We start from the raw sequence: 21,286 nt of genomic DNA on the forward strand, positions 1-21,286 counted from the left end.
TCAGCGATGCGACTGAGCCATTGTCACAACTTCCACGACTTCCGGCGGCTGGCCAAACAGCGCCTGCCGGGGCCGATCTTCAACTATATCGACGGTGGCGCGGATGATGAGGTGACGTATCGCGAAAACACTCGCGCCTTTGACCGCTGCGATCTGCTGCCCTCGGTCCTGCGCGGGGTGAAGGACGTGGATATGTCCGTCACCGTTATGGGGCAAAAGTTGGACATGCCGGTCTATTGCTCACCCACCGCGTTGCAGCGCCTGTTCCACCATCAGGGGGAGCGTGCTGTGGCAGCGGCGGCCGAAAAATACGGGACCATGTTCGGTGTGTCGTCGCTGGGCACTGTTTCGCTAGAAGAATTGCGCCAGAAGCATAAGAACCCACAGGTCTATCAATTCTACTTCCACAAGGATCGCGGCCTGAACTCTGCCATGATGCAGCGCGCCAAAGAGGCGGGCGTCGAGGTGATGATGCTGACCGTCGACAGCATTACCGGCGGCAATCGTGAACGTGACTTGCGAACGGGATTCTCGATCCCATTCCGCCTGACTCTGGGTGGGATGATCCAATTCGCAGTCAAACCGATGTGGGGCATCAATTATGTCACGCATGAAAAGTTCCGCCTGCCGCAACTGGATGAACATGTGGATATGGGTGGCGGTGCCAGCTCGATCGGTGGCTACTTCACTGACATGTTGGACCCGTCGATGGACTGGGATGATGTGGCCAAGATGGTGCGAGAGTGGGATGGCCAGTTCTGCCTTAAAGGTATCATGACAGTCGAGGACGCACGCCGTGCGGCTGAGATCGGGTGTACCGGCATCATCCTGTCGAACCACGGCGGTCGCCAGTTGGACGGCTCGCGTACGCCGTTTGATCAGTTGGCCGAGATTGTGGATGCCGTCGGCGACAAGCTGGACGTGATGATGGACAGCGGAATTCAGCGCGGAACCCATGTGCTCAAGGCGTTATCGCTTGGGGCCAAGGCGGTCGGGGTAGGGCGGCACTATCTGTATCCATTGGCTGCCGCTGGTCAGCCGGGCGTCGAACGGGCGCTGGGATTGATGCGGGCTGAGATCGAGCGCGACATGAAGCTGATGGGCGTAACGCGGATCGACCAACTGTCGCGCACCAACCTGTGCTTCCGGGACACAGCGACCAGTCCTGGCGATGCGCATCGGAACGCGGCATGATCAACGAAGCCCTCATAACCAAATTTCGCGCCATCGTTGGCCCGCGCTATGTCTCAACAGACGCAGGCGCGACCGAACCGTTCCGCCAAGGATTCACAACGGTTGAGGGTTAGGCGCTGAGCATTGTTCTACCCGGTACCCTGCTGGAGCAGTGGAATGTACTGCAGGCCTGTGTCGCCACCGAACAACGGGTGCCAAATCGTCAGCCTCCAGGATGATACGTTGTTTGTATTGGGAAAGCTGGCTGATCCAGTGGGAAACATACCACAGTCTGTGATGATGCTCGTGGGTTGGGGATTGCAACAATTTTTGGTTGCTCGTTGGTTGATCTTATGCCGGCTTGTACCTCCGTTCAGCTATACCCGTCCGGTGATCTCAAACTTACGCATTTGGTACAGCCGGTCTTTTTGCCAGCGGCGATTGGTTCCGGGGGCCGTTGTGGCCATTTTCTGAAGATCATCTGGTGAGATATCAGCTAGGGTCCTTGCTCTCTAAGCGGCTGGAGAAAGGCCGATTTATGTGGCCCGTAGCGAAGGATGGCAAGATCAGCGTGACGCTTGCGCACTTGTCGATGTTGCTGGAGGGCATCGACCGGCGGCTGCCGCAATAGACCTGACCGCGGCTCAACACGGAATAGATCAATAAACATGGGTCTTTTGTCCCTTTCAGGATCCACCTGGCTTCGTCGATCCAATACAAGATCAGCGATGCCGAACGACCTAGACATTGGATCCGATGACCCTGCCGAACCAAAGTGCTGCTGGCGGCCAAGGTCAACTCTCAGGCGTTGGCGATAGAGAAGCTCCAGCAACAACTGACTGGCCATAACCGGCATCGCTACGGGTCAATTTGGAGAATCTGATTCAGCGATAACTGTCGTTCGAAGAAGATAAACGGATTTCAACGTGAGCCAAGGTACAGGCTGATCTCACGCCTACTGTTGAAGAAAGCAAGCCCACCCGGCAACACAGCCGCAAACCGTTTCCTGAGCATCTAGATCGGCAGCAGTAGATCCTTTCGCTAGGGAAGGAATGCACGCATTGTGGCCGAATACTGAAGTCTCTGGGCGAAGATGTGACCGAAGAACTGGAATATGTTTCGGGCCGGTTTGTCGTGAACTGTAGCGTCTGGCCCGGCAAGGCTTGTCTGGATTGTGAGGCTTTTATTCAATCCGCACCTCACTCGCACCCGATAGAACGCTAGCGATCAGGGCCAGGCTTGTCGGCCCATATACTGGCCTCAAAGTATGCGGACTACCTTCCACTCTACCCAGAATTAATACCACGATGGTATCGATCTGGAACGCTCGATCCTGACCGACTGGGTGGGCCAGTCCATTGCCGTGCTGGAACCACTGGCAGATGCCATACGAGCCTATAGTGTCACAGGGTGAGGCTGTTTTTGCTGATGATATGGTGGTGAAGACGCGGGCGCTTGGTCAGAAAAAGACCAGAACCGCGCTAGTCTAAACCTAGGTTCGGGATGAACGACCGTAGCTGGGCCTGTGCGCCAAAGGTGCACAATTTGACCACCTGTCCAGCTTTGCTAGACGGGCTCCACCATGTTCTTGGTATCAGTTTGCTGTCGACTGGAAGGGGGAGAATTCCATTAGTCATCTATCCGGATACAAGGGTTGGATTCACTCCAAGTCTATTCGGGCTTCAATGGGTTGTTCGAAGAAAATACTGCCCGCGAGGTGACCTGATTGGCGCACGTCCGGCACAAGTTCATCGGATTTATGCTGCACAGGGTTCGGCAATTGCCAGGAAAGCCATCCGCCGTATTGCGAAGCACTACGTCATGAAAAAAGAGGCGCGGGTCGGATCGCTTAAGTAACCATTCGGTGTTTGTTTGTGCATCATTGCAGCCTGTTTTGCTTTCAAAGCATACGCGTTGTCCTTGCGGCATGGATACATCCTATGCTCAAACCATGATGATCATAGAGATAACCGCACCCAGATCGGCCGCGTTGTGGCCAACAATCGCAGTTTCGTTCCCAACGAAATCCATTTGGGCGGATCAGGCGAACAAGAGGTGAACTCCACAATGACAATGGTCGGTCCGTACCATCTCCGTAAAACATCAATGTGAGCCAGATCGCTCGACGCTATTTCGATTGAGGCTGAGGGTGCTGAAATTAAGAAAACGCAACACGCATCTTGGACCAGGAGAACTTGGCCCTGCGTACTCTGACTGAACCCGGCTTGTGTTGGGAATACCATTTTTAGGGTGAAATTAACTTTGGTGTTACCACGGATGGCTTCAACCCGGTTCCTCATCTCAATTCATTCTTTAGGATCATAAGCAGGACGACAGGCAAACCAACCTCCTCAAATTCGTCATGAGGTGGCTAGCGCCCAACCGAAAAACCAGGTGTTGCCGTAGTCCCGTGTGCCGCGTTCCTAAAATGTAATAGAACGGTTGGGCTCACAGGGCGGACACGTTTAGCCGGCGTCGGTGACCTATGTGCAGGTTAATGTAAGCGGTTGATTTTAAGGTCTTTCGTGGAAGAATTCCGCAATGCAGCAAGAAAAATCTTGCAATGCTGCGGTGCGGCATCCATATTGTCCTCAAGCTGATGAAAACCGGGGTGGGCCTGGTTCGGCAAAAGGATTTTAGACATGGCAAAGACGCAAGATTTCACCGCGACCCTGAAAGACGTTATGGGCGCGTTCCCCGTTGACACCACCGCTCTTGAAGGTGCTTTCAAATCGACCGCGACGCTGAACGAAAAGCTGTCGGGTGTTGCACTGGAAGCGGCTGAAAAGTCGGCCGAGATCTCGAACAAATGGACCAAGGACACCCTGGCCAAGTTGACCGAGATCTCAAAAGCCAAGGCAGAGCCTGCAGATTACGCCAAAGCGGCCACCGACTTCGCCAGCGCATCGGCTGAAGTTGCAGCTGAAAACATGGCAGCCTTCGCAGAGATCGCGAAAAAAGTTCAGTCCGAAACCGTTGAGCTGCTGATGGCAGCTGGCAAAGACGTCGCCGAAGACACAACCGCGGCCGTCAAAAAAGCCACCAACGACGTGACTGCAGCTGCCAAGAAAGCCGCTGCTGCCAAGTAAGCAAACGCCGCGAGGCGCACCCACTCCTCCCAATCGGTGCAATCGCGCAGGGCAGGTCGAAAGACCTGCCCTTTCTTTTTGTGCTGGAGTGCCTTTTAGGTACGCGTCTTGACCACAGCGCCCTTGGTTGCGAAACGCCGTCCGGTACAGTAAGCCACCTATTCAGTGTACACCGAGACCCAACCATGACCGCATCGTCACACCCTGTTTCACAGCGCCAACCGGCTTCAAATGTCCTTGTCGCCAAGGCGGCGAGATTGTCGGTCGCACCAATGATGGATTGGACAGACCGGCATTGCCGATTTGTGCACCGACTGCTCAGTCAGCAGACACTTCTTTACACGGAAATGGTAACCGCCCCGGCGTTGGTGCGAGGTGGCGCATTGCATTTGTTGGACTTCAGTTCGCAGGAACACCCCGTCGCGCTGCAATTGGGCGGTTCAGACCCAGAGGAAGTGTCGCAGGCGGCCCGGTTGGGCGCGCAAGCGGGGTATGATGAGATCAACCTGAATTGTGGTTGCCCCTCGGATCGGGTGCAATCGGGCACTTTCGGGGCCGTGTTGATGAAGGACCCCGTCCGTGTTGCCGACTGCGTTGCCGCGATGCGCGATGCGGTTGATGTTGAAGTCACTGTCAAATGCCGTATTGGGGTTGATGATCAGGATCAGGAACAGGCCCTGCCTGAGTTTCTGCAGGCCATTCATGCGGCCGGATGCCAACGTGTGACAATCCACGCGCGCAAGGCTTGGCTGCAAGGGCTTAGCCCTAAGGAAAATAGGGATATCCCGCCCTTGGACTATGATCTTGTGCACCGGATGAAGGGGGCGTTCCCGGACCTGCATATCTCAATCAATGGCGGTATCACGTCTTTGAATCAGGCGAAGGCGCAACTGGATGCCGGATTGGACGGGGTTATGATCGGCCGCGCGGCCTATCATCAACCCACGGATATTCTGGCCGAGGCGGATGCCTTGATTTTTGGCGGCGGTCAGGTGGCTGATCCGATTGATGTCGTTCACAAAATGGTGCCCTATGTCGAAAACCACCTTGCCGGGGGCGGGCGTTTGCACCAGATCACGCGTCACATGCTGGGCCTGTTTGCCGGACGTCCCGGCGCGCGCGCGTGGCGTCGAGCCCTTTCCGAGGGCGCGGTCCACGACGGGGCAGGCCCCGAAGTGATGCTGCAAGCTCTGGACAGTATCGCGCCTTTGGCAGAGGTTTGACGAGAACGGAATACGGCCAAATGGCCGGTTTGGGGGGATGATGCCCGAGACGATGTTACTGGCCCAGATGTTGGGCCTTTTGCTTGTAATCGGGGCGCTGGCCGGTGTCTTGGCTGGCTTGCTGGGTGTCGGCGGCGGCATCGTTTTGGTGCCCGCGTTTTTCTATGCGTTCCAAACACTTGGATATGGCGGCCCACAGTTGATGCAGCTGTGTCTTGCGACCTCGCTGGCAACCATCATCGTCACATCACTACGATCCGTCCTGGCGCATAACAAGAAAGGCGCGGTGGACTGGGATATCCTGCGCGGTTGGGGGCCGGGAATTGCAGTGGGTGCCATTGTCGGTGTGCTGGTCGCTTCGGCACTGCGAACCGAGGCGTTGCAGGCGTTGTTCGGCGTGTTGGGTATGGTCATTGGCGCATATCTGGGTTTGGGCAAATCAGAATGGCGGCTTGGCGATGCGATGCCAAAAGGCGTAAAGCGGGCCGTTTTGTCGCCCTCGGTCGGGTTTTTATCCGTTCTTATGGGCATCGGCGGCGGCAGCTTTGGCGTACCGTTGATGAGCCTGTTCAACACGCCCATTCATCGGGCGGTTGCAACGGCGGCCGGGTTTGGCGTGATCATCGCGGTGCCTTCGGTTTTGGGCTTCCTGTTCCTGGACATCGCGCCTGAACACCGCCCTCCGTACACAATCGGCGCGGTCAACCTGATCGCTTTTGCAATTGTTGTAGCCATGACGATGATCACTGCGCCCTGGGGCGTAAAGCTGGCGCATGCGATGGATCCCAAGCCGTTGAAGCGTGTGTTCGCGGTTTTTCTGACGCTGGTCGCCCTGAATATGCTGCGTAAGGCGCTGGGGCTGTGACCGATTTTTGGAACAAAGGTTGGATCAGGTTTCCGCACGACCCGACGCTGGCCCAATGGGTTGAACATGCTTTGCCGCGGGCGCGGGCCTCGATTACCGATCCGGCCTTTGCGGAATGGTTGGATTGCGAAGGCACGTGGTTCATCGGCGTGGACGCACTGGACAACGATCCAGAGGGCAGGGTGGCGCGATCGGACGTTTTGTCGGGTCAGGCCATGGACTTTATCTCTGAACACTATGGGCGGTTGCCGCTGCACAAGGGGCAGGTCTCGGTCGTTTATCCCGGTTATCCCCGTCCGCGTCGCGGCGAAGGTGAAGCGGCTACCAGATACCGGCGGAACCGTGATGCGGCGCATGTGGACGGATTGCGCCCCATGGGGCCGGATCGTCGACGCCGGGTAGATGAACCGCACGCATGGATTCTTGGCATCCCGCTGACCGAGGCCAGCGCGGATGCCGCGCCGATGGTTCTGTGGGAAGGCAGCCACAAGATGCTGGGGGCTGCATTCGCACAAGCGATGAAAGGCCAACCCAAGGACAGCCTACACTTGATCGACGTAACCGAAATATATCAGGCGGCCCGTCGCGAGGTGTTTGAGACCTGCCCCCGGATCGAGCTGCCAGCAAAACCGGGTGAGGCCTATCTGCTGCATCGCCACTGCCTGCACGGCGTTGCGCCTTGGGCCGAGGCGGCAACCGCTGGCCCGGATGGACGGATGATCGCCTATTTTCGCCCCGAATGCGCCGGGGGAGTAGCCGAGTGGATCGAATCCCCCTAACCTGTTGCCATTATTCAGGTTTGGAGATTTTCGATGATTACGGTTCACACGGATTCTGATGGGGCCCAGATCGAGGTCGAGCTGTCCGGCGAAGTGACAAGCAAAGACTACAGCGAGACATTGGTCCCCGCGATCGAAGCGGCGCTTGAGGCGCATGATGCGGTGCGTCTGCTGGCAATCGTGCAGCCAGAGTTCAAAGGCTATGATCTTGGGGCCGCGTGGTCCGATACCAAGCTGGGTCTCAGCCACTGGCGCGGGTTTGACCGTATCGCAGTTGCGGCTGATCAGGGCTGGGTACAGACAAGCATCCGTCTGGCCGCGCCGATCCTGCCATGCCCCGTTCATGTGTTTGAACTTTCGGAACTTGAGGCCGCGCGCCGTTGGATGCGCGAGTCTCTGGGGGCCATCCATGTGACCGATTTGGGCGGACCCTGCGTGCAGATCAGCCTGATGGGCAAACTGGACCCCGAAGAATACCAACAGGCTGAGCGTGATCTGGATACCTTGCTGAGTTCAAAGAACGGGTTCCGTCTGTTGATCGACCTGCGCGAGTTTGACGGCTGGCAGGGGCTGACCGCACTGGCCGCACATTTCCGCTTGGCCCGAGGGCATGTGGGAATGCTGGATCGCGCCGCCATAGTGGGGGACAAAGCGTGGCAACATATGGCGCAGCGTGTCGCCAGTCACGTTCTGGGTGCCCGCACGCAGTTCTTCCCTTCTGAGGATTTCGAAAACGCAAAATCCTGGCTTGCAGCGGGGTAGGGCGATGCTGATCACGGCGCCAGTTCTCGCCTGACTTTACCATTACGTAAGGTTAATTTACCGACCGTTCAATTTTTCTTGATCGGTCGGTCAAAAAACGCTTAAACCTGAATTGTTCTTCCGCCCGACCACTTCGGAAGACCATTTTGCTGAAAGGCGCTGCTGTGGGTTGCCACTCACTTACGCATGTCTTCGAACTTGATCCCCCCTCGGAGTTCAGACCAACCCGCAGCAGCGCGAATTCAGCTTAAAAGCCAGAAGTGGATATCAGGATTTGTTCACGCGCGCCGCGCGTCCGCCGCGCCGTTTGGCGAGGCGTGGCTTGCGCGCGGGCAGATCTTCCATGATCTCAGCACGTTCATCGCTGCCCATTTTCGACCAGCGTGTGATCTCATCAATGGTGCGATAGCAACCAGTACAGATGCGCTCGGTCGGGTGCACGACGCATATCTGGATGCAAGGGCTTTCGACCTCGTTCCTTTTCCAGACCATGTTTGTCATCGGTGTACCCCGTCGCCCTTAAAGAAAGCGCAGCCTATCCAGCGCTCCTTGCAGAATATAGCCCGCCGCGACGTGATCGATAACCTGTCCGCGACGTTTTCGTGTCGTATCCGCCTCAAGCAGTGCCTTTTCTGCCGCTACCGTGCTGAGCCGTTCATCCCAGAATCCGATCGAAACTTCGGTCAGACGTGACAGATTTCGGGCAAAAGCGCGGGTCGATTGGCACCGGGGGCCTTCGGTTCCGTCCATGTTTTTGGGCAGGCCAAGCACAACACCACCAATCTCGCGATCCGCGATGATTTCCAGCAATCGGGCCGAATCCAGGGTAAATTTCTTGCGCCGTACGGTCTCAAGCGGGCTGGCCACGCCGCGCATCCGGTCGGACACAGCCACGCCGATGGTTTTTTCGCCCAGATCCAACCCCATCAGGGCAGTCATGGGTGACAATGCAGCGGCGAAGTCTTCGAATTCGTCATAAATCATTGTGCGATACCTGCTTGAAGCGCAGCGGCGTCGATGATTGCAAGGGCATCGGCATTGTCGGCAAAGACTGCCATGGCTTCGTTCCTGATGTCGATGGCGCGCTGTCCTTCGCCCAGAACGCCCAGTGCTGCGATCAGACGGGCCCAATCCTCGGGCGCTCCTCCTTCGGTGGCCAGCCGGTCTGAAAGCTGGTTGACCATGCCTCGGATCATCTCTTGTCGTTCGTCCGGGGTCAGCGCAGCGGCAGCCTCGACGTCATCCTGGCTTGGGCCGGGTCCGGTAGGGGCCGTAACTTCGGGCGCGTTGAACACGCCGGCGCGGAAAGCCAATTCTTCCAGTTGCGCCAGAATTGCGTCGACCCACGGCGCGCCGGCCGGTGCGTTGCGCAAGGCGTCGGTCCAGATGCGATACCCGATGTCGGGGCGCCCGACCTGCACCATCATCTGGCCAAGGTAATACAGCGCCGGACCGTGTCGCGGATCACGTGTTAACGCTTCGCGCAATGCAGCTTCGGCCTCGGGGGATACATATCCACCCGCCGAGAGGATCATCATTTCTGCCAGATGCGAATAAGCATCTGCTGGGACAGCGTCACCGGACAAGTCGATCACGCGCTGCTGCGCCTTGTATGCGGCCGGAAAGTTGCCTGCGTTCGCCTCGTGTTGCGCCAATAGGATATGGCCTTGCAGGTCATCGGGGCGCGCTTCGACGGTTTCACGCAACTGCTCTAAAAGCGCCGCGTAGCTCTCTTCCAGCTGCGGCATGGGGGCTGGTGTTGTGGTGGCTTCGAATTCAGCCTGGCTGGGGCGTTCCGCGCGCAAGGTTTCCGCTCGATCAATGCGCAGCGACAGAGGTTGGTCCGGTAGCCCCGCCGCACCCATCCGGTCGTACATCCAGGCCGCACCGCCGACCAGGATAAGACCCACGGCTGCGATCGCGGTGGCCGAGGCCCAAAGTGGCGGTCCCGGTCGGGTCGACCGTGCCTGCATCTGGGCGTCTGCGGCCAGAATACGGCGCGAAATCTCGGTGCGAACACGCTCGGCATCGGCTTCGCCGATGACACCTCGGGCCAGATCCTTATCGACGCTCGCCAGCTGTTCGCGATAGACACGCAGATCATACGCCGCTGCGGGTTCGCGTGTGTCGCGCGTTCGCAGGATGGAATAGCCCAGGAGCACTGCAGTCACGGCAGCTGTTAAGATGATCAGGACCCAGAACGACATGGCTTCTCCGAAGTGGCTGCCCTGACTTAGACCTCTCGGCGGGCCGACAAAAGGGACAAATGGCCGCTGGCCGACTTCGTGTCGCAATAATGGGGCCTATGTCGCAATAGTGCGATATTACGGCGTTGAACGGCAGGGGCGCGCTGGTGTTACGCGGCATATCTTCGCGCAATCACCGAACCGGATGGATTCGCCTATGAAACACTATTCAGCCTTTGCTGTAGCGCGCGAAGCGCTGCGCTGTCACACCGGATGGGAACGCGCCTGGCGTTCGCCCGAACCCAAGAAGAAATACGACGTGATCATTGTCGGTGCGGGCGGTCATGGTCTGGCCACGGCCTATTATCTGGGTAAGAACTACGGCATCCAGAATGTCGCCGTGATCGAAAAAGGCTGGCTGGGCGGTGGTAACACCGGTCGTAACACGACTATCATCCGCTCGAACTACCTGCAGGACCCTTCGGCAGCGATCTACGAAAAAGCGCGTAGCCTGTACGAGGATCTGAGCCAGGAACTGAACTATAACGTTATGTTCAGCCCCCGTGGCGTTATGATGCTGGCCCAGACCCATCACGAAATTCGCGGATACCAGCGCACGGCTCATGCCAACGCGTTGCAAGGTGTTCAGACCGAGTGGATCACCCCTGAGCGCGTTAAGGAACTGGTACCGATCATCAATATCGACGGTCCGCGCTATCCGGTTCTGGGCGCATTGTGGCAGGAACGCGGAGGTACCGCGCGTCACGACGCCGTGGCGTGGGGCTATGCCCGCGCCTGTTCCGCGATGGGCATGGACATCATCCAGCAATGCGAGGTCAAAGGCGTTCGGTCCGAAAACGGCCGCGTTGTTGGCGTCGATACCACCAAAGGTTCGATCGACTGTGACAAGCTGGGCATGGTGGTTGCGGGCCATTCAGGACAGTTGGCCGAAATGGCGGGCTTCCGTCTGCCGCTGGAGGCGATCGCGCTGCAGGCATTGGTGTCCGAGCCGATCAAACCCTGCATGGACGTGGTGGTGATGGCCAACACCGTGCATGGCTATATGTCTCAGTCCGACAAGGGTGAGATGGTGATCGGCGGCGGCACTGATGCTTTCAACAACTACACCCAGCGCGGCAGCTTCCATCATATCGAGGAAACCGTTCGCGCACTTGTCGAGACCTTCCCGATGATCTCGCGCCTGAAGATGCTGCGCCAGTGGGGCGGGATCGTGGACATGACCGGCGACCGATCTCCGATTCTGTCAAAAACGCCACTGGGCGGCTGCTTTATCAACTGTGGCTGGGGCACGGGTGGCTTTAAGTCGATCCCGGGATCGGGATGGGGCATGGCGCAACTGATGGCCACAGGTCACTCACCGCTGACCGAAGCCTTTACGCTGGACCGCTTCAAAGAGGGCCGCTTCATCGACGAAAGCGTCGCCGCCGGGGTGGCGCACTGATGCGAGGACTAGTGTTCATCCCTGCACAAGATGGTTGCGTTGCGATGCCGTCGGGTCGCGCTTGTGGCTTCGTTCGTTTGGCGCAAGGAGCAAGCCTGTGAACCTGAACGACCTACCGACTTCCGTGCCGGGGCGACCCCGCAAATCCAAACTTGCCATGCGGGACTTCCTGCTTGCCTGTTTGGATGCACGGGCCGAGCACGTGCACGTTGTCCAGGTCGGTGCAAATGACGGTAAGCTGGAAGACCCGCTTTTTCGCTATTGGTCAAAAGACACTTGGTCAGGTGTGCTTATTGAACCGCATCCGGTGTACTTCCAGGAACTTGAGGGCTTGCATGGAAATAATCCAAACGTTGTCTTGGTGAACGCTGCGGTTTCTGAGACACCGGGCACGATGGCATTGTATCATATGGATGAACGCCTGAAGAGCAGCTGCCCGGGATGGTTGCGTGGATGTGCCTCCGTCGAAAAAGGTAGAATGGAAAGCGCTGTGCAACGTGCCAATCGCAAACAGGGATTAACCATTCCGGAAAGCGCGGTTGTCAGCACAGAAGTGCGTACCAGACGTTTGGATGATATTCTGACTGAGCATGGAACTCGCAAAGCTGATGTACTTGTGGTGGACGTTGAGGGACACGAAGTCACTGTCCTAAACAGCGTCGACTTTTCCAGCCTCGAAACCAAGGTTGCCTTGATCGAATGCAATGTTGGCAATCGTGAAGCCAAGGGATCGATCGTTTCCACATTGAATGCTGCTGGAATGATTGCGTATCAGATTGCGGATGACATTGTCGGAGTGCGCCCGAACGCCATCACTATCCCCATCGAAGCCATGTTCCACTTTGAAAACATGGTTCCATTGGCTGTCGAAGAACAGCCCGTACCTACTCAATGAAAATAGGTGTGATGAACAAATGCTGATCCTGAACTGCCCGTATTGCGGCGTCGACGCCGAAGAATCTGAACTGTCCGCCGGAGGCGAGGCGCATCTGAAACGCTTCGGTCCCGGCTCGTCGGATGGCGAATTCCACGACTACCTGTTCATGCGTGAGAACCCCAAAGGCGTTCATTTCGAACGCTGGCGCCACAGCAACGGCTGCGGTAAGTGGTTCCACGCCGCTCGCTGCACACAAACGCTCGAAGTGTTCGGGACTTATACCGCCCAGACCACCGAGCCGCCGAAAGAACTCAAGGACGCGATCACTGCAAAGCGCCCTGGCTGGACGTGGAGAGAGTACGAATGATCCGCGCCGCCATCCCTAATTCCGCCTGCGAAAGGTCCGCAACATGAGCACCCGTCTCGCAAAACAAGGCCGGCTGATTGACCGGTCGAAACAGGTCACATTCACCTTCAACGGCACTTCGATGCAGGGGTACGAAGGCGACACGCTTGCCTCGGCCCTGCTGGCCAATGATCAGATGATGATGGGCCGGTCGTTCAAATACCACCGCCCGCGTGGTGTTGTGGCCAGCGGCGCGGAAGAGCCGAACGCGCTGGTCGGCCTGGGGCAGGGTAACCGGTTCGAGCCGAACCAGCGCGCCACCACGACCGAGCTGTTCAACGGTCTGACCTCAATTTCACAGAACCACTGGCCGAACCTGGAATTCGACATCGGTGCCGTGAACACAGCGCTGGCGCGGTTCCTGCCAGCGGGCTTCTACTACAAGACGTTCATCCACCCCAAGCCATTCTGGAAACACGTCTATGAGCCGATCATCCGGCGGTCGGCCGGTCTGGGTAAAGCACCCGACAAAGACAACCGCGACGCAGACACCTACGAGCACTTCTACGCCTTCACCGACGTTCTGGTGATCGGTGGCGGTGTCGCCGGGTTGCAAGCGGCCAAGGCGGCGGCCGAGACCGGTGCGAAGGTTCTGCTGATCGAGCAAACCGCGCATTGGGGTGGGCGCGCTCCGGTCGATGGCGGGACCATCAATGATGAGCCTGTGGATAAGTTCGTGGAACAATTGGTTTCCAAATTGGAAACAATGGACAACGTTATCATGCGCAACCGCTGCATGGGCGCGGGTGTCTATGACCATGGTTATGTGCTGGGGTATGAGCGTCTGAACGATCATAAACCGGGCACACAAGGTCCCCGTCATCGCCTGTGGCGTATTCGGGCCAAGCAGGTCGTCACTGCGACAGGCGCCATCGAACGCCCGCTGTCATTTGCGGGCAACGATGTTCCGGGCGTCATGCTGGCTTCGGCCATGCGCGACTATGTGGTGAATTGGGGCGTCACCCCGGGCGAGCGTGTGATCGTCGCGACCAACAATGACGACGCATATCGCACAGCGATCATCCTCAAACAGGCAGGTGTCGATGTTCTGCGTGTTATTGATGCGCGCGCTGCAGCCGGACCGCTGGCCGAAGAGGCGCGACAGCTTGGCATCCGGGTCGACCCCGGCAAGGCCATTGCCAAAGTCAAAGGCGGCAAGCGCGTCAAAAAGGTCGAAATCTGCAATCAGGAAGGTATCGGTGGCGCTCGCGAAGAAGTTGAGTGCGACGCGGTTGCCATGTCTGGCGGCTGGTCCCCGGTTGTTCATATGTGGTCGCATTGCGGCGGCAAGCTGATTTGGGACGAGGCACACGCGCATTTCCGCCCCGATCCGGCACGGCCACCACTGGGCGCGAACGGCGAGGGATTTGTTGTGGCTGCTGGTGCGTCTAATGGCCCTCTGGCATTGGGCGATGTTCTGACGGACGCGCACGCTGCGGGCAAAGCGGCCGCCAAAGCTGCTGGCTTCAAGCCAAAGAACACCAAAGCTCCGGCTGGTGAGGCCACGCAAGAGGCCGCTATGCAAGCGGTCTGGCTGATGCCCGCCAATGCCGAAGTGCAGTTACGCATGAAATCCTGGCTGGACTTCCAGAACGACGTCAAAGTCTCTGACGTGCAACTGGCCGCGCGCGAGGGCTATGAAAGCGTCGAGCATACTAAGCGGTACACTACACTGGGTATGGCGACAGATCAGGGTAAGTTGAGCAATATCAACGGACTGGCGATTCTTGCTGATGCGCTGGAATCGGAAATTCCAAAGGTAGGCACCACCACGTTCCGTCCGCCATACACGCCCATTTCGATGGGTGCGATTGGCGGCGAAGCGCGGGGCGACGTGTTCCAACCGATCCGTCAAACGCCGATGCATGACTGGCACGACAAGAACGGCGCGGATTGGGAGCCGGTCGGCCACTGGCGCCGGACCTACGCTTATGTACGTCCTAGTGAATCTGTGCACGACGCAGTAAACCGCGAGGTCAAGAATACCCGCGAAAACCTTGGTCTGCTGGACGCGTCGACACTGGGTAAACTGATCGTCAAAGGCCCGGACGCCGGCAAGTTCCTCGACATGATGTACACCAACATGATGTCCACGCTGAAGGTCGGCAAATGCCGCTATGGCCTGATGTGCTCGGAAAACGGTTTCCTGATCGACGACGGTGTTGTTGCTCGTATCGACGAGAACACTTGGCTGTGCCACACAACCACCGGCGGAGCCGAACGCATCCATGCCCATATGGAAGAATGGCTGCAGACCGAGTGGTGGGACTGGAAAGTCTACGTCGCCAACGTGACCGAGCAATACGCTCAGGTCGCGGTTGTTGGCCCCAACGCCCGCAAGGTGTTGGAGAAATTGGGCGGTATGGATGTTTCGAAAGAAGCGCTGCCCTTCATGGAATGGCGTGATGGCAAGATCGGAGATTTCGATTGCCGGGCCTACCGCATCTCGTTCTCAGGTGAACTGTCGTATGAGATTGCAGTGCCCGCCAGCCAGGGTCAGGCATTCTGGGATGCATTGATGGACGCAGGTAAAGAGTTCGGCGTCATGCCATACGGCACTGAATGTCTGCACATCCTGCGGGCCGAGAAGGGCTTTATCATGATCGGGGACGAGACCGACGGCACCGTGATCCCGCAGGATCTGGGGCTGAACTGGGCGCTTTCGAAAAAGAAAGAGGACTACCTCGGAAAACGTGCCCATTCACGCAGCCACATGGCCGATCCGGACCGCTGGAAACTGGTTGGTCTAGAGACTGTGGATGGTTCGGTTATCCCTGACGGAGCTTACGCAGTCGGCGAGGGCGTCAACGCCAACGGGCAGCGCAATATGATCGGACGGGTGACCTCGACCTATTACTCGGCCAATCTGGGCAAGGGCATCGCTATGGGTCTGATCAAGCACGGTCCCGACCGCATGGGCGAGATCGTCGAGTTCCCGGGTACCGATGGCAAAACCTACAAAGCTAAGATCGTGGACCCGATCTTCTTCGATAAGGACGGGGAGAAGCAGAATGTCTGAACCCATCAGCGCACTGAACCATGCAAGGTATGATGGCATCGCCAAGGTCCGGGAATGTGGCCTGCAGGGTATGATTACCTTGCGCGGCGACCTGTCCGACAAGGTGTTGGCCAAGGCCGTCAAGGACGCAACGGGTCAGAAGATGCCCGATCAGCGCGAAGCCTTGGTCGACGGTGAGTCCGGCGTCTGCTGGATGTCCACCGATGAATTGTTGGTGCTTGTTCCTTACGCCGAGGTTGAGGCCAAACTGGCGGCGTTGACCAACGCGCTGAGCGGTACACACGCGTTGGCGGTCAACGTCTCGGACGCCCGCGCGGTTTTCCGTATCTCGGGCAGCAATGCGCGTGAGGTGCTGGGCAAACTTGCCCCGGTCGAGCTGTCGGCTGAGGTATTTCAACCGGGTCAGATCCGCCGCTCGCGCTTGGCGCAGGTGGCAGGGGCGTTCTGGATGGATGACGCCGATACCTTCCGTGTTGTCTGTTTCCGGTCGGCCGCAGACTACGTGTTCAAGCTGCTTAAAGTTGCGGCGCAGCCCGGCAGCGAAGTCGGGGTTTACTGAACCGAAGTGAAGTGAAAAGCCCCGGCCACACCGAGGCTTTCTTTACCCGGTGGTTACGCTGCAAACTCCCGAACCATATGGTTTGTTGGCAGCGCTTGTATGCGCAAAACTGGCGCGATTCAGCCATGGCCGTCCGACTTCGTGATTTCACATTTGTATTCGACAGTATCCGCCAGAACTGATTGTGCGGAAAAGATCGTCTCAGCAATCCCCGTAGGCGATGCTGTCATTTTGCTTTCTCAAAAACTCTTCCGTGGGTGCTATTCAACGAGCACCCGCCAGATTGGTAAGTGAGGAAACAACTACTTAGACAGGGCTAGCGGCCGCATTACTAGATAGAAAAAAGTACCGTGCGGTACCGCGTTATTTCCGTTGGGCTGAGCGCTTTTTGCACATCCAGCGGGCTTCCGGTTTCGTCGCTTACTTCAGAATAAAAGGAGAGGCTTTCCAGCAGGTCCGATGTCCGCTGGTACCTGTCTTCTTCGGGCAAAAGCGGTGAGTGGAGTGAGAGGTACAGAGTAGGTCGCGTCCGTTTCAACCAGGGCAGGATCGTTGGCAGCACAAAAAACTCAGCCCCCTCAATATCCATCTTGACCAGAGATACACCCGACAGGTCATTCGCGGCCTCGAACTGGTCCCATGCGATCGTCAAGGCGTCGTTGCCGTGTGTTCCGTCATGCAAAAGTGAGCTGGTGGAATCGCCCGGCTCGCCGCGTACCGACGCCATGCGTGCCACTCCGAACTGATCCGACAACGCCACGCCAAAGGCCGAAACATTGCGGATGTCGTTCAGGTCGAGGTTCCAGGCCAAATGCCGAAAAGCCGTCGGATCCGGTTCGAAACACCAGACGTGCCGCGCTTGGCGGGCACCGTACAGAACCGTGGGGCCAATCCACGCACCGATGTCCAGATAATCCCGATCTGCCGACAGATACTTGTCGAGCACCGCGAAAGTTTCAGGCTCCCACTTGCCATCAGACGCCTTGCGCCAAAATTTCGAATGATAAGGGTCCAGACGAAACGGCTCGCCATTCAGCTGGCCCGCATAGTATCCGCGGGCGCGGTAAAACATCTTGCGCGCCTGTGTAAGCATCGCCTGCCTCCGGGTTTTCTTGTCTCGGCTCTTGACCTGCGGCGGCTGCCAAAGCATTTAACCTTGGGAACCGCAACTTACATTTTTAACAGGGGGCCGATATGGCTTTTGAACTTCCTGATCTTCCTTATGCACATGACGCGCTGGCAGCCAAGGGTATGTCCGCGGAAACACTGGAATATCACCACGACCTGCACCACAAGGCCTATGTCGACAACGGCAACAAGCTGATCGCTGGTACCGAGTGGGACGGCAAGTCGCTGGAAGAGATCATCGTTGGCACCTACGACGCAAACGCCGTCGCGCAAAACGGCATCTTCAACAACATCAGCCAGCTGTGGAACCACAACCAGTTCTGGGAAATGATGGGGCCCGGCGGCAACGCAATGCCCGGTGAGCTTGAAAAAGCACTGACTGAAAGCTTTGGCTCGGTTGACGAGTTCAAGTCGCAGTTCAGCGCTGCTGGTGCCGGTCAGTTCGGCTCGGGCTGGGCGTGGCTGGTCAAGAACGCAGACGGTTCGTTGGCTGTGACCAAGACTGAAAACGGCGTGAACCCGCTGTGCTTTGGTCAAACCGCGTTGCTGGGTTGCGACGTGTGGGAGCACTCCTACTACATCGATTTCCGCAACAAGCGTCCGGCTTACCTGTCGAACTTCCTCGACAATCTGGTGAACTGGGAAAACGTTGCATCGCGGATGTGATTGTTAACCCAATAAGGGTTTTTCAAGGGCCTGTTGGCGGTGACGCTGGCAGGTCCTTTCTTGTTTAGATAGCTGTTTTTGATGGTGATGCTGCGTTTTGCAATCCGCATCGATTGACTGCTTCGAGCCCGAAGCAACTGATGCTTCAGGTCGTACGATTGTCGGCAATTAGAAAACCGTTTTTTTCGTTTGTCAGCGCCTCAGTTCTGCACGAGTAGGTTTTGCCTGATCGCCTCCACCTCCTTATCACTGATGCCAAGAATATCGCGGCGATAAGTGTCAAAAGAGCCATGAGCATCCTTGACCGCCTGAAGAGAGGCTGTGATTTGTTCCGGATGCGCACCGAAGGCCGGGCGCAGCGAGTGGGGGCCCTTGCCAACCAGTTGCTCGAGCTCGTCGTAGGTGAAGGCATTGGTGGTCAGGTAATCGCGCACGACATCCTCTTCGGAATAGCCTAACGTCAACATGGTGACGGCCGCCATGTATCCTGTGCGGTCCTTTCCGCCTGCGCAGTGAAATAGCATCGGAAAGTTGTTCGCATCGGTGAGCAGATGCAGGAACCGGGACACCTGCGGATCAAACTTGGTCGCAAAGTCCCGGTAGCGGTCAATCCTGATCTGGCGCAGGTCGACATCGTGATCCGCAAGCATCTGGTCGATCTCATCGAACTTGCCGTCAAACCACATTGGGCGGATTTGAGACGCGATCTCGATGGGCATGATCTTGGCGATGTCGGCTGGATCCGAGCCAATGGGCAGATTGGCGTTGAAATCCACCGAAGGAATCTGCGCGTTTGGGTGCGTTTCCAGTTCTTCCGGGGTACGCAAATCAACGATGGTCTCGATAGCGAGGCCATTCAGCTCGGCAATGGCGGCATCGGAAAGGCCATCCAACTGATCCGAGCGAAAGAGCACACCGGGCCTGATCCCCGCATCAGGAGTTGTGAGTTCGCGAAAATTCTCAAGCCCATGGACCGGATGGGTAACTTTCACGTCTTCGCACTCCGATGGCAGATCAATGTCCAAAGCAGTATTGCAGGCTGTTGTTTGCGCGGTCGCTGCTCCGCCAGTGAATGTGCACGCAATTACCGCTGCCAAGCTCAATGGGGAGTGCGCTTTCATACCGTTTGTCCTCAATGCAAAAAATCTCTTGATCAGATGCTCTTTAATCAGAGGAAGGATAGATATAGAAAGTTAAAGTCCATAGGATTTTTAGATGGAGTTACGAATGCCCGAAATCGAGCAGTTACGCGCTTTTGTCACTGCTGTTGAGTGTGGTTCGTTCTCGGCCGCTGCGCGAAAGCTGGGCAAAGCTCAATCTGCCATTAGCGCGACGATCTCCAATCTGGAAATCGATCTGGATCTGTCGTTATTCCACAGAGATGGTTATCGCCCCGTGTTAACGGAAGCCGGTGAGTCACTGCTAAAGCACGCAAGGTCGGTATTGAGCAGCATGGACATGCTTCGGGGGCAAGCCGAGGCGTTAAGCGGATCTGTTGAGCCAAGGTTTTCCTTCTTTGTCGAAGATGGGTTGTTGGTGGATCGTGTTCGAAGTTTGTTAACAGGCACAGCCGATAGGTTCCCAAGCCTGGAACTCCGGGTGGAGCAGCTTTCGAGGCCTTCTGTTCTAAAGGCAGTTCAATCAGGTGATGCAGACGCTGCTTTCGTATGTGAGGCGCCCAAGGAGGCGCAAAGCTACAGATGCCTGGGCGTCGGGTTTCAGAGGGTGGTGCCCGTGTGTCACGCTGACCACCCGCTGGCTAAACTGGCGACCGTGGGGCGGAAAGACCTGTCCCAATACCGTCAAGCGGTGGAACCGAGTTCAGAAGCCTCAGTCGCTGGAGACCGCATATTCAGCCCGGACGTTTGGATCTCAAGTACTTCGATCACCAGAAAGGCGCTTGTGATAGGTGGCTTGGGCTGGGCAGAGTTGCCGGTCGTTTCGGTGGAGCGAGAAATCTTAGGCGGCGAGTTGAGGGTTCTGGAGTACGAATTCGCGCAGAACGCGATCCTGAGGACGGTGGATTTCCTCACAACAAACGCGACCAACCAAGGGCCTGTGATGAGGTGGCTGACGAGTGAAATCACAACTTGGGATCAGCGCGCCTGGATTGGCGATCATCAGGTTGGCAGGCGATAGCAATGCCGACATTCAAGCAAATTCAGCGAATTCACTGTTTGTCTGCAAAGCTGAATTGAATCGGCAGAAAACCTGCCATTTCAACTTTCTGTACTGCCGCAAGTCCGGTCTGAGCCTAATTTGCACAATGCTGCGCTAAACACCTATGACTGCTTTGCGCGGCGAATGAGCTTCGCAGGGGCTAGTGCTTCCTTTCAAAAGGCCAACTACAATTGCATTTCGTTTAAAGGTTTTCAGCACTCGGCAGCGCATCAAGGCAAAACCTTAAGGGAGTGCTTTTGGGCAGCGCACAGTAACCTTTTGACGGCAAGATGTCCGAAGGTGAGCTTCCGCCTCCGATCAATATAAGGAGGAAATCCTCCAAAGGCGGCAAAAGCTCACGTGAGTTTGCTGCCGTCTGCTCCAATGACAGTGATTGAAAAGCGCTAAAAAGCGGAATTTCGATAGTGCCGTCAGTACCCTCGGGATATTCGTGCAGGTATTGTCGCGCACCCCAGACAGGCTCAGTAAAAAAATCGCGATAGTAAGCCCGGTCCAACCGACTGAACTGAATCCCCAAACCTTCTTGTTCAATTTTCCCGCTGCGGACACTCTGGTAAATGTCCGTTATTCTCTCATAGACTTCGGGCCACTTCACGGCCTCAACTGTGGCGCTTAGCGAGATAATCGCCTTTTTCTTACCCATGACAACGAAGTCTGAGCGTGGATCGTAAGCCGCGCGCAATTCCTGGCGGATAATACGAAACATCTCGGATCCTTGACTGGCACCGATGTAATCCACCAAGACATTTGTCCCAACCTGGTCAATCTCATCTTCAAACTCTTCAGCTTTGACAAAAAGGATCAGCATCTCGGTAGAGTCAGGATCGGCAAAGTGAATGACACCCGTCGGAAGGCTGAAATCTTCCTCATTCGTGCCAATCAACGCTTCAGCCCATTTTGCGAAAGGCAAA

The 21,286-nt window shown here is 57.0% G+C and carries 21 protein-coding genes; 15 read left to right on the top strand and 6 right to left on the bottom strand.

Annotated elements, in window-relative coordinates; genetic code table 11:
• Positions 1 to 6: 6 nt before the first annotated feature.
• The 8 genes from AC2FFP_RS09430 (at position 7) to AC2FFP_RS09465 (ending at position 7,891) form a co-directional block, all read left to right on the top strand.
• Complete coding sequence (locus AC2FFP_RS09430; RefSeq protein ID WP_496844136.1) at positions 7 to 1,194, top strand: alpha-hydroxy acid oxidase; 1,188 nt, start codon at positions 7 to 9, stop codon at positions 1,192 to 1,194.
• A gap of 517 nt (positions 1,195 to 1,711) precedes the next feature.
• Positions 1,712 to 1,804 carry a hypothetical protein gene (locus tag AC2FFP_RS09435; protein ID WP_496844256.1) on the top strand — a complete coding sequence of 31 codons (93 nt, stop codon included), beginning with the start codon at positions 1,712 to 1,714 and terminating at the stop codon, positions 1,802 to 1,804.
• Between the two features lie 401 nt (positions 1,805 to 2,205).
• On the top strand, positions 2,206 to 2,397 hold the full coding sequence (locus AC2FFP_RS09440) for an IS66 family transposase zinc-finger binding domain-containing protein (RefSeq protein WP_496844257.1): 192 nt from the start codon (positions 2,206 to 2,208) through the stop codon (positions 2,395 to 2,397).
• Positions 2,398 to 3,815: 1,418 nt separating this feature from the next.
• A complete protein-coding gene (locus AC2FFP_RS09445; RefSeq protein ID WP_496766919.1) occupies positions 3,816 to 4,262 on the top strand; it encodes a phasin family protein in 447 nt (148 codons plus the stop codon).
• A gap of 185 nt (positions 4,263 to 4,447) precedes the next feature.
• Complete coding sequence (gene dusA, locus AC2FFP_RS09450; protein WP_496766920.1) at positions 4,448 to 5,485, top strand: tRNA dihydrouridine(20/20a) synthase DusA; 1,038 nt, start codon at positions 4,448 to 4,450, stop codon at positions 5,483 to 5,485.
• A 40-nt stretch (positions 5,486 to 5,525) separates the two neighbouring features.
• Positions 5,526 to 6,350 (top strand): sulfite exporter TauE/SafE family protein, encoded by an 825-nt coding sequence (locus AC2FFP_RS09455; protein WP_496766921.1) that lies wholly within the window; start codon positions 5,526 to 5,528, stop codon positions 6,348 to 6,350.
• Complete coding sequence (locus AC2FFP_RS09460) at positions 6,347 to 7,129, top strand: hypothetical protein (RefSeq protein ID WP_496880971.1); 783 nt, start codon at positions 6,347 to 6,349, stop codon at positions 7,127 to 7,129. Before AC2FFP_RS09455 ends, AC2FFP_RS09460 begins: the two co-directional genes overlap by 4 nt.
• A gap of 33 nt (positions 7,130 to 7,162) precedes the next feature.
• Positions 7,163 to 7,891 (top strand): SpoIIAA family protein, encoded by a 729-nt coding sequence (locus AC2FFP_RS09465; protein WP_496782593.1) that lies wholly within the window; start codon positions 7,163 to 7,165, stop codon positions 7,889 to 7,891.
• Between the two features lie 267 nt (positions 7,892 to 8,158).
• On the opposite strand, the gene AC2FFP_RS09470 is transcribed toward AC2FFP_RS09465, so the two are convergent.
• The 3 genes from AC2FFP_RS09470 to ccmI are packed head-to-tail and all read right to left on the bottom strand — an operon-like array spanning position 8,159 to position 10,098.
• Positions 8,159 to 8,392 carry a DUF1289 domain-containing protein gene (locus AC2FFP_RS09470; RefSeq protein ID WP_496844138.1) on the bottom strand — a complete coding sequence of 78 codons (234 nt, stop codon included), beginning with the start codon at positions 8,390 to 8,392 and terminating at the stop codon, positions 8,159 to 8,161.
• A gap of 18 nt (positions 8,393 to 8,410) precedes the next feature.
• The gene (gene ruvX / locus AC2FFP_RS09475; RefSeq protein ID WP_496777644.1) at positions 8,411 to 8,875 is read right to left on the bottom strand and encodes a Holliday junction resolvase RuvX; all 465 of its coding nucleotides are present in this window, start codon (positions 8,873 to 8,875) and stop codon (positions 8,411 to 8,413) included.
• Positions 8,872 to 10,098, bottom strand: coding sequence for a c-type cytochrome biogenesis protein CcmI (gene ccmI / locus AC2FFP_RS09480; protein WP_496844139.1), 1,227 nt, complete (start codon positions 10,096 to 10,098; stop codon positions 8,872 to 8,874). The genes ruvX and ccmI overlap by 4 nt, the downstream gene beginning before the upstream one ends.
• 196 nt (positions 10,099 to 10,294) lie before the next feature.
• On the opposite strand from ccmI, the gene AC2FFP_RS09485 reads away from it, so the two are divergent.
• The 5 genes from AC2FFP_RS09485 (at position 10,295) to AC2FFP_RS09505 (ending at position 16,400) form a co-directional block, all read left to right on the top strand.
• Positions 10,295 to 11,539, top strand: a complete 1,245-nt coding sequence (locus AC2FFP_RS09485) for a sarcosine oxidase subunit beta family protein (protein WP_496844140.1) — start codon at positions 10,295 to 10,297, stop codon at positions 11,537 to 11,539.
• Positions 11,540 to 11,636: 97 nt separating this feature from the next.
• Positions 11,637 to 12,434, top strand: a complete 798-nt coding sequence (locus AC2FFP_RS09490; protein ID WP_496880972.1) for an FkbM family methyltransferase — start codon at positions 11,637 to 11,639, stop codon at positions 12,432 to 12,434.
• A gap of 19 nt (positions 12,435 to 12,453) precedes the next feature.
• Complete coding sequence (locus AC2FFP_RS09495) at positions 12,454 to 12,783, top strand: sarcosine oxidase subunit delta (RefSeq protein WP_282120397.1); 330 nt, start codon at positions 12,454 to 12,456, stop codon at positions 12,781 to 12,783.
• A 43-nt stretch (positions 12,784 to 12,826) separates the two neighbouring features.
• Positions 12,827 to 15,841, top strand: coding sequence for a sarcosine oxidase subunit alpha family protein (locus AC2FFP_RS09500; RefSeq protein WP_496766928.1), 3,015 nt, complete (start codon positions 12,827 to 12,829; stop codon positions 15,839 to 15,841).
• Complete coding sequence (locus AC2FFP_RS09505; protein WP_496766929.1) at positions 15,834 to 16,400, top strand: sarcosine oxidase subunit gamma; 567 nt, start codon at positions 15,834 to 15,836, stop codon at positions 16,398 to 16,400. The genes AC2FFP_RS09500 and AC2FFP_RS09505 overlap by 8 nt, the downstream gene beginning before the upstream one ends.
• 331 nt (positions 16,401 to 16,731) lie before the next feature.
• Here the strand turns inward: AC2FFP_RS09505 and AC2FFP_RS09510 are convergent, their stop codons facing one another.
• Entirely contained in the window at positions 16,732 to 17,493 is a 762-nt protein-coding gene (locus AC2FFP_RS09510; RefSeq protein WP_496766930.1) for an FkbM family methyltransferase, read from the bottom strand.
• Positions 17,494 to 17,594: 101 nt separating this feature from the next.
• Between AC2FFP_RS09510 and AC2FFP_RS09515 the strand changes: the two genes are divergently transcribed.
• The gene (locus AC2FFP_RS09515) at positions 17,595 to 18,194 is read left to right on the top strand and encodes a superoxide dismutase (protein ID WP_113789565.1); all 600 of its coding nucleotides are present in this window, start codon (positions 17,595 to 17,597) and stop codon (positions 18,192 to 18,194) included.
• A gap of 200 nt (positions 18,195 to 18,394) precedes the next feature.
• Here AC2FFP_RS09515 and AC2FFP_RS09520 read toward each other — a convergent pair whose 3' ends face one another.
• A complete protein-coding gene (locus AC2FFP_RS09520) occupies positions 18,395 to 19,219 on the bottom strand; it encodes a tyrosine-protein phosphatase (protein ID WP_496880973.1) in 825 nt (274 codons plus the stop codon).
• Positions 19,220 to 19,421: 202 nt separating this feature from the next.
• Here AC2FFP_RS09520 and AC2FFP_RS09525 point away from each other — a divergent pair, with 202 nt between their 5' ends.
• On the top strand, positions 19,422 to 20,333 hold the full coding sequence (locus AC2FFP_RS09525) for a LysR family transcriptional regulator (protein ID WP_496766932.1): 912 nt from the start codon (positions 19,422 to 19,424) through the stop codon (positions 20,331 to 20,333).
• A 223-nt stretch (positions 20,334 to 20,556) separates the two neighbouring features.
• On the opposite strand, the gene AC2FFP_RS09530 is transcribed toward AC2FFP_RS09525, so the two are convergent.
• A complete protein-coding gene (locus tag AC2FFP_RS09530) occupies positions 20,557 to 21,285 on the bottom strand; it encodes a hypothetical protein (RefSeq protein ID WP_496880974.1) in 729 nt (242 codons plus the stop codon).
• Position 21,286: the final 1 nt, after the last annotated feature.

It is taken from the genome of Ruegeria sp. YTSC004, from assembly GCF_059609805.1.

Bases quoted from the DNA above. Each gene is read 5' to 3' on its own strand.
- AC2FFP_RS09445 (WP_496766919.1), top strand. From the start codon at position 3,816: ATGGCAAAGACGCAAGATTTCACCGCGACCCTGAAAGACGTTATGGGC.
- AC2FFP_RS09505 (WP_496766929.1), top strand. From the start codon at position 15,834: ATGTCTGAACCCATCAGCGCACTGAACCATGCAAGGTATGATGGCATC.
- dusA (WP_496766920.1), top strand. From the start codon at position 4,448: ATGACCGCATCGTCACACCCTGTTTCACAGCGCCAACCGGCTTCAAAT.
- AC2FFP_RS09435 (WP_496844256.1), top strand. From the start codon at position 1,712: ATGTGGCCCGTAGCGAAGGATGGCAAGATCAGCGTGACGCTTGCGCAC.
- AC2FFP_RS09500 (WP_496766928.1), top strand. From the start codon at position 12,827: ATGAGCACCCGTCTCGCAAAACAAGGCCGGCTGATTGACCGGTCGAAA.
- AC2FFP_RS09465 (WP_496782593.1), top strand. From the start codon at position 7,163: ATGATTACGGTTCACACGGATTCTGATGGGGCCCAGATCGAGGTCGAG.
- AC2FFP_RS09430 (WP_496844136.1), top strand. From the start codon at position 7: ATGCGACTGAGCCATTGTCACAACTTCCACGACTTCCGGCGGCTGGCC.
- AC2FFP_RS09495 (WP_282120397.1), top strand. From the start codon at position 12,454: ATGCTGATCCTGAACTGCCCGTATTGCGGCGTCGACGCCGAAGAATCT.
- AC2FFP_RS09515 (WP_113789565.1), top strand. From the start codon at position 17,595: ATGGCTTTTGAACTTCCTGATCTTCCTTATGCACATGACGCGCTGGCA.
- AC2FFP_RS09455 (WP_496766921.1), top strand. From the start codon at position 5,526: ATGCCCGAGACGATGTTACTGGCCCAGATGTTGGGCCTTTTGCTTGTA.
- AC2FFP_RS09485 (WP_496844140.1), top strand. From the start codon at position 10,295: ATGAAACACTATTCAGCCTTTGCTGTAGCGCGCGAAGCGCTGCGCTGT.
- AC2FFP_RS09470 (WP_496844138.1), bottom strand. From the start codon at position 8,392: ATGACAAACATGGTCTGGAAAAGGAACGAGGTCGAAAGCCCTTGCATC.
- AC2FFP_RS09510 (WP_496766930.1), bottom strand. From the start codon at position 17,493: ATGCTTACACAGGCGCGCAAGATGTTTTACCGCGCCCGCGGATACTAT.
- ruvX (WP_496777644.1), bottom strand. From the start codon at position 8,875: ATGATTTATGACGAATTCGAAGACTTCGCCGCTGCATTGTCACCCATG.
- ccmI (WP_496844139.1), bottom strand. From the start codon at position 10,098: ATGTCGTTCTGGGTCCTGATCATCTTAACAGCTGCCGTGACTGCAGTG.
- AC2FFP_RS09525 (WP_496766932.1), top strand. From the start codon at position 19,422: ATGCCCGAAATCGAGCAGTTACGCGCTTTTGTCACTGCTGTTGAGTGT.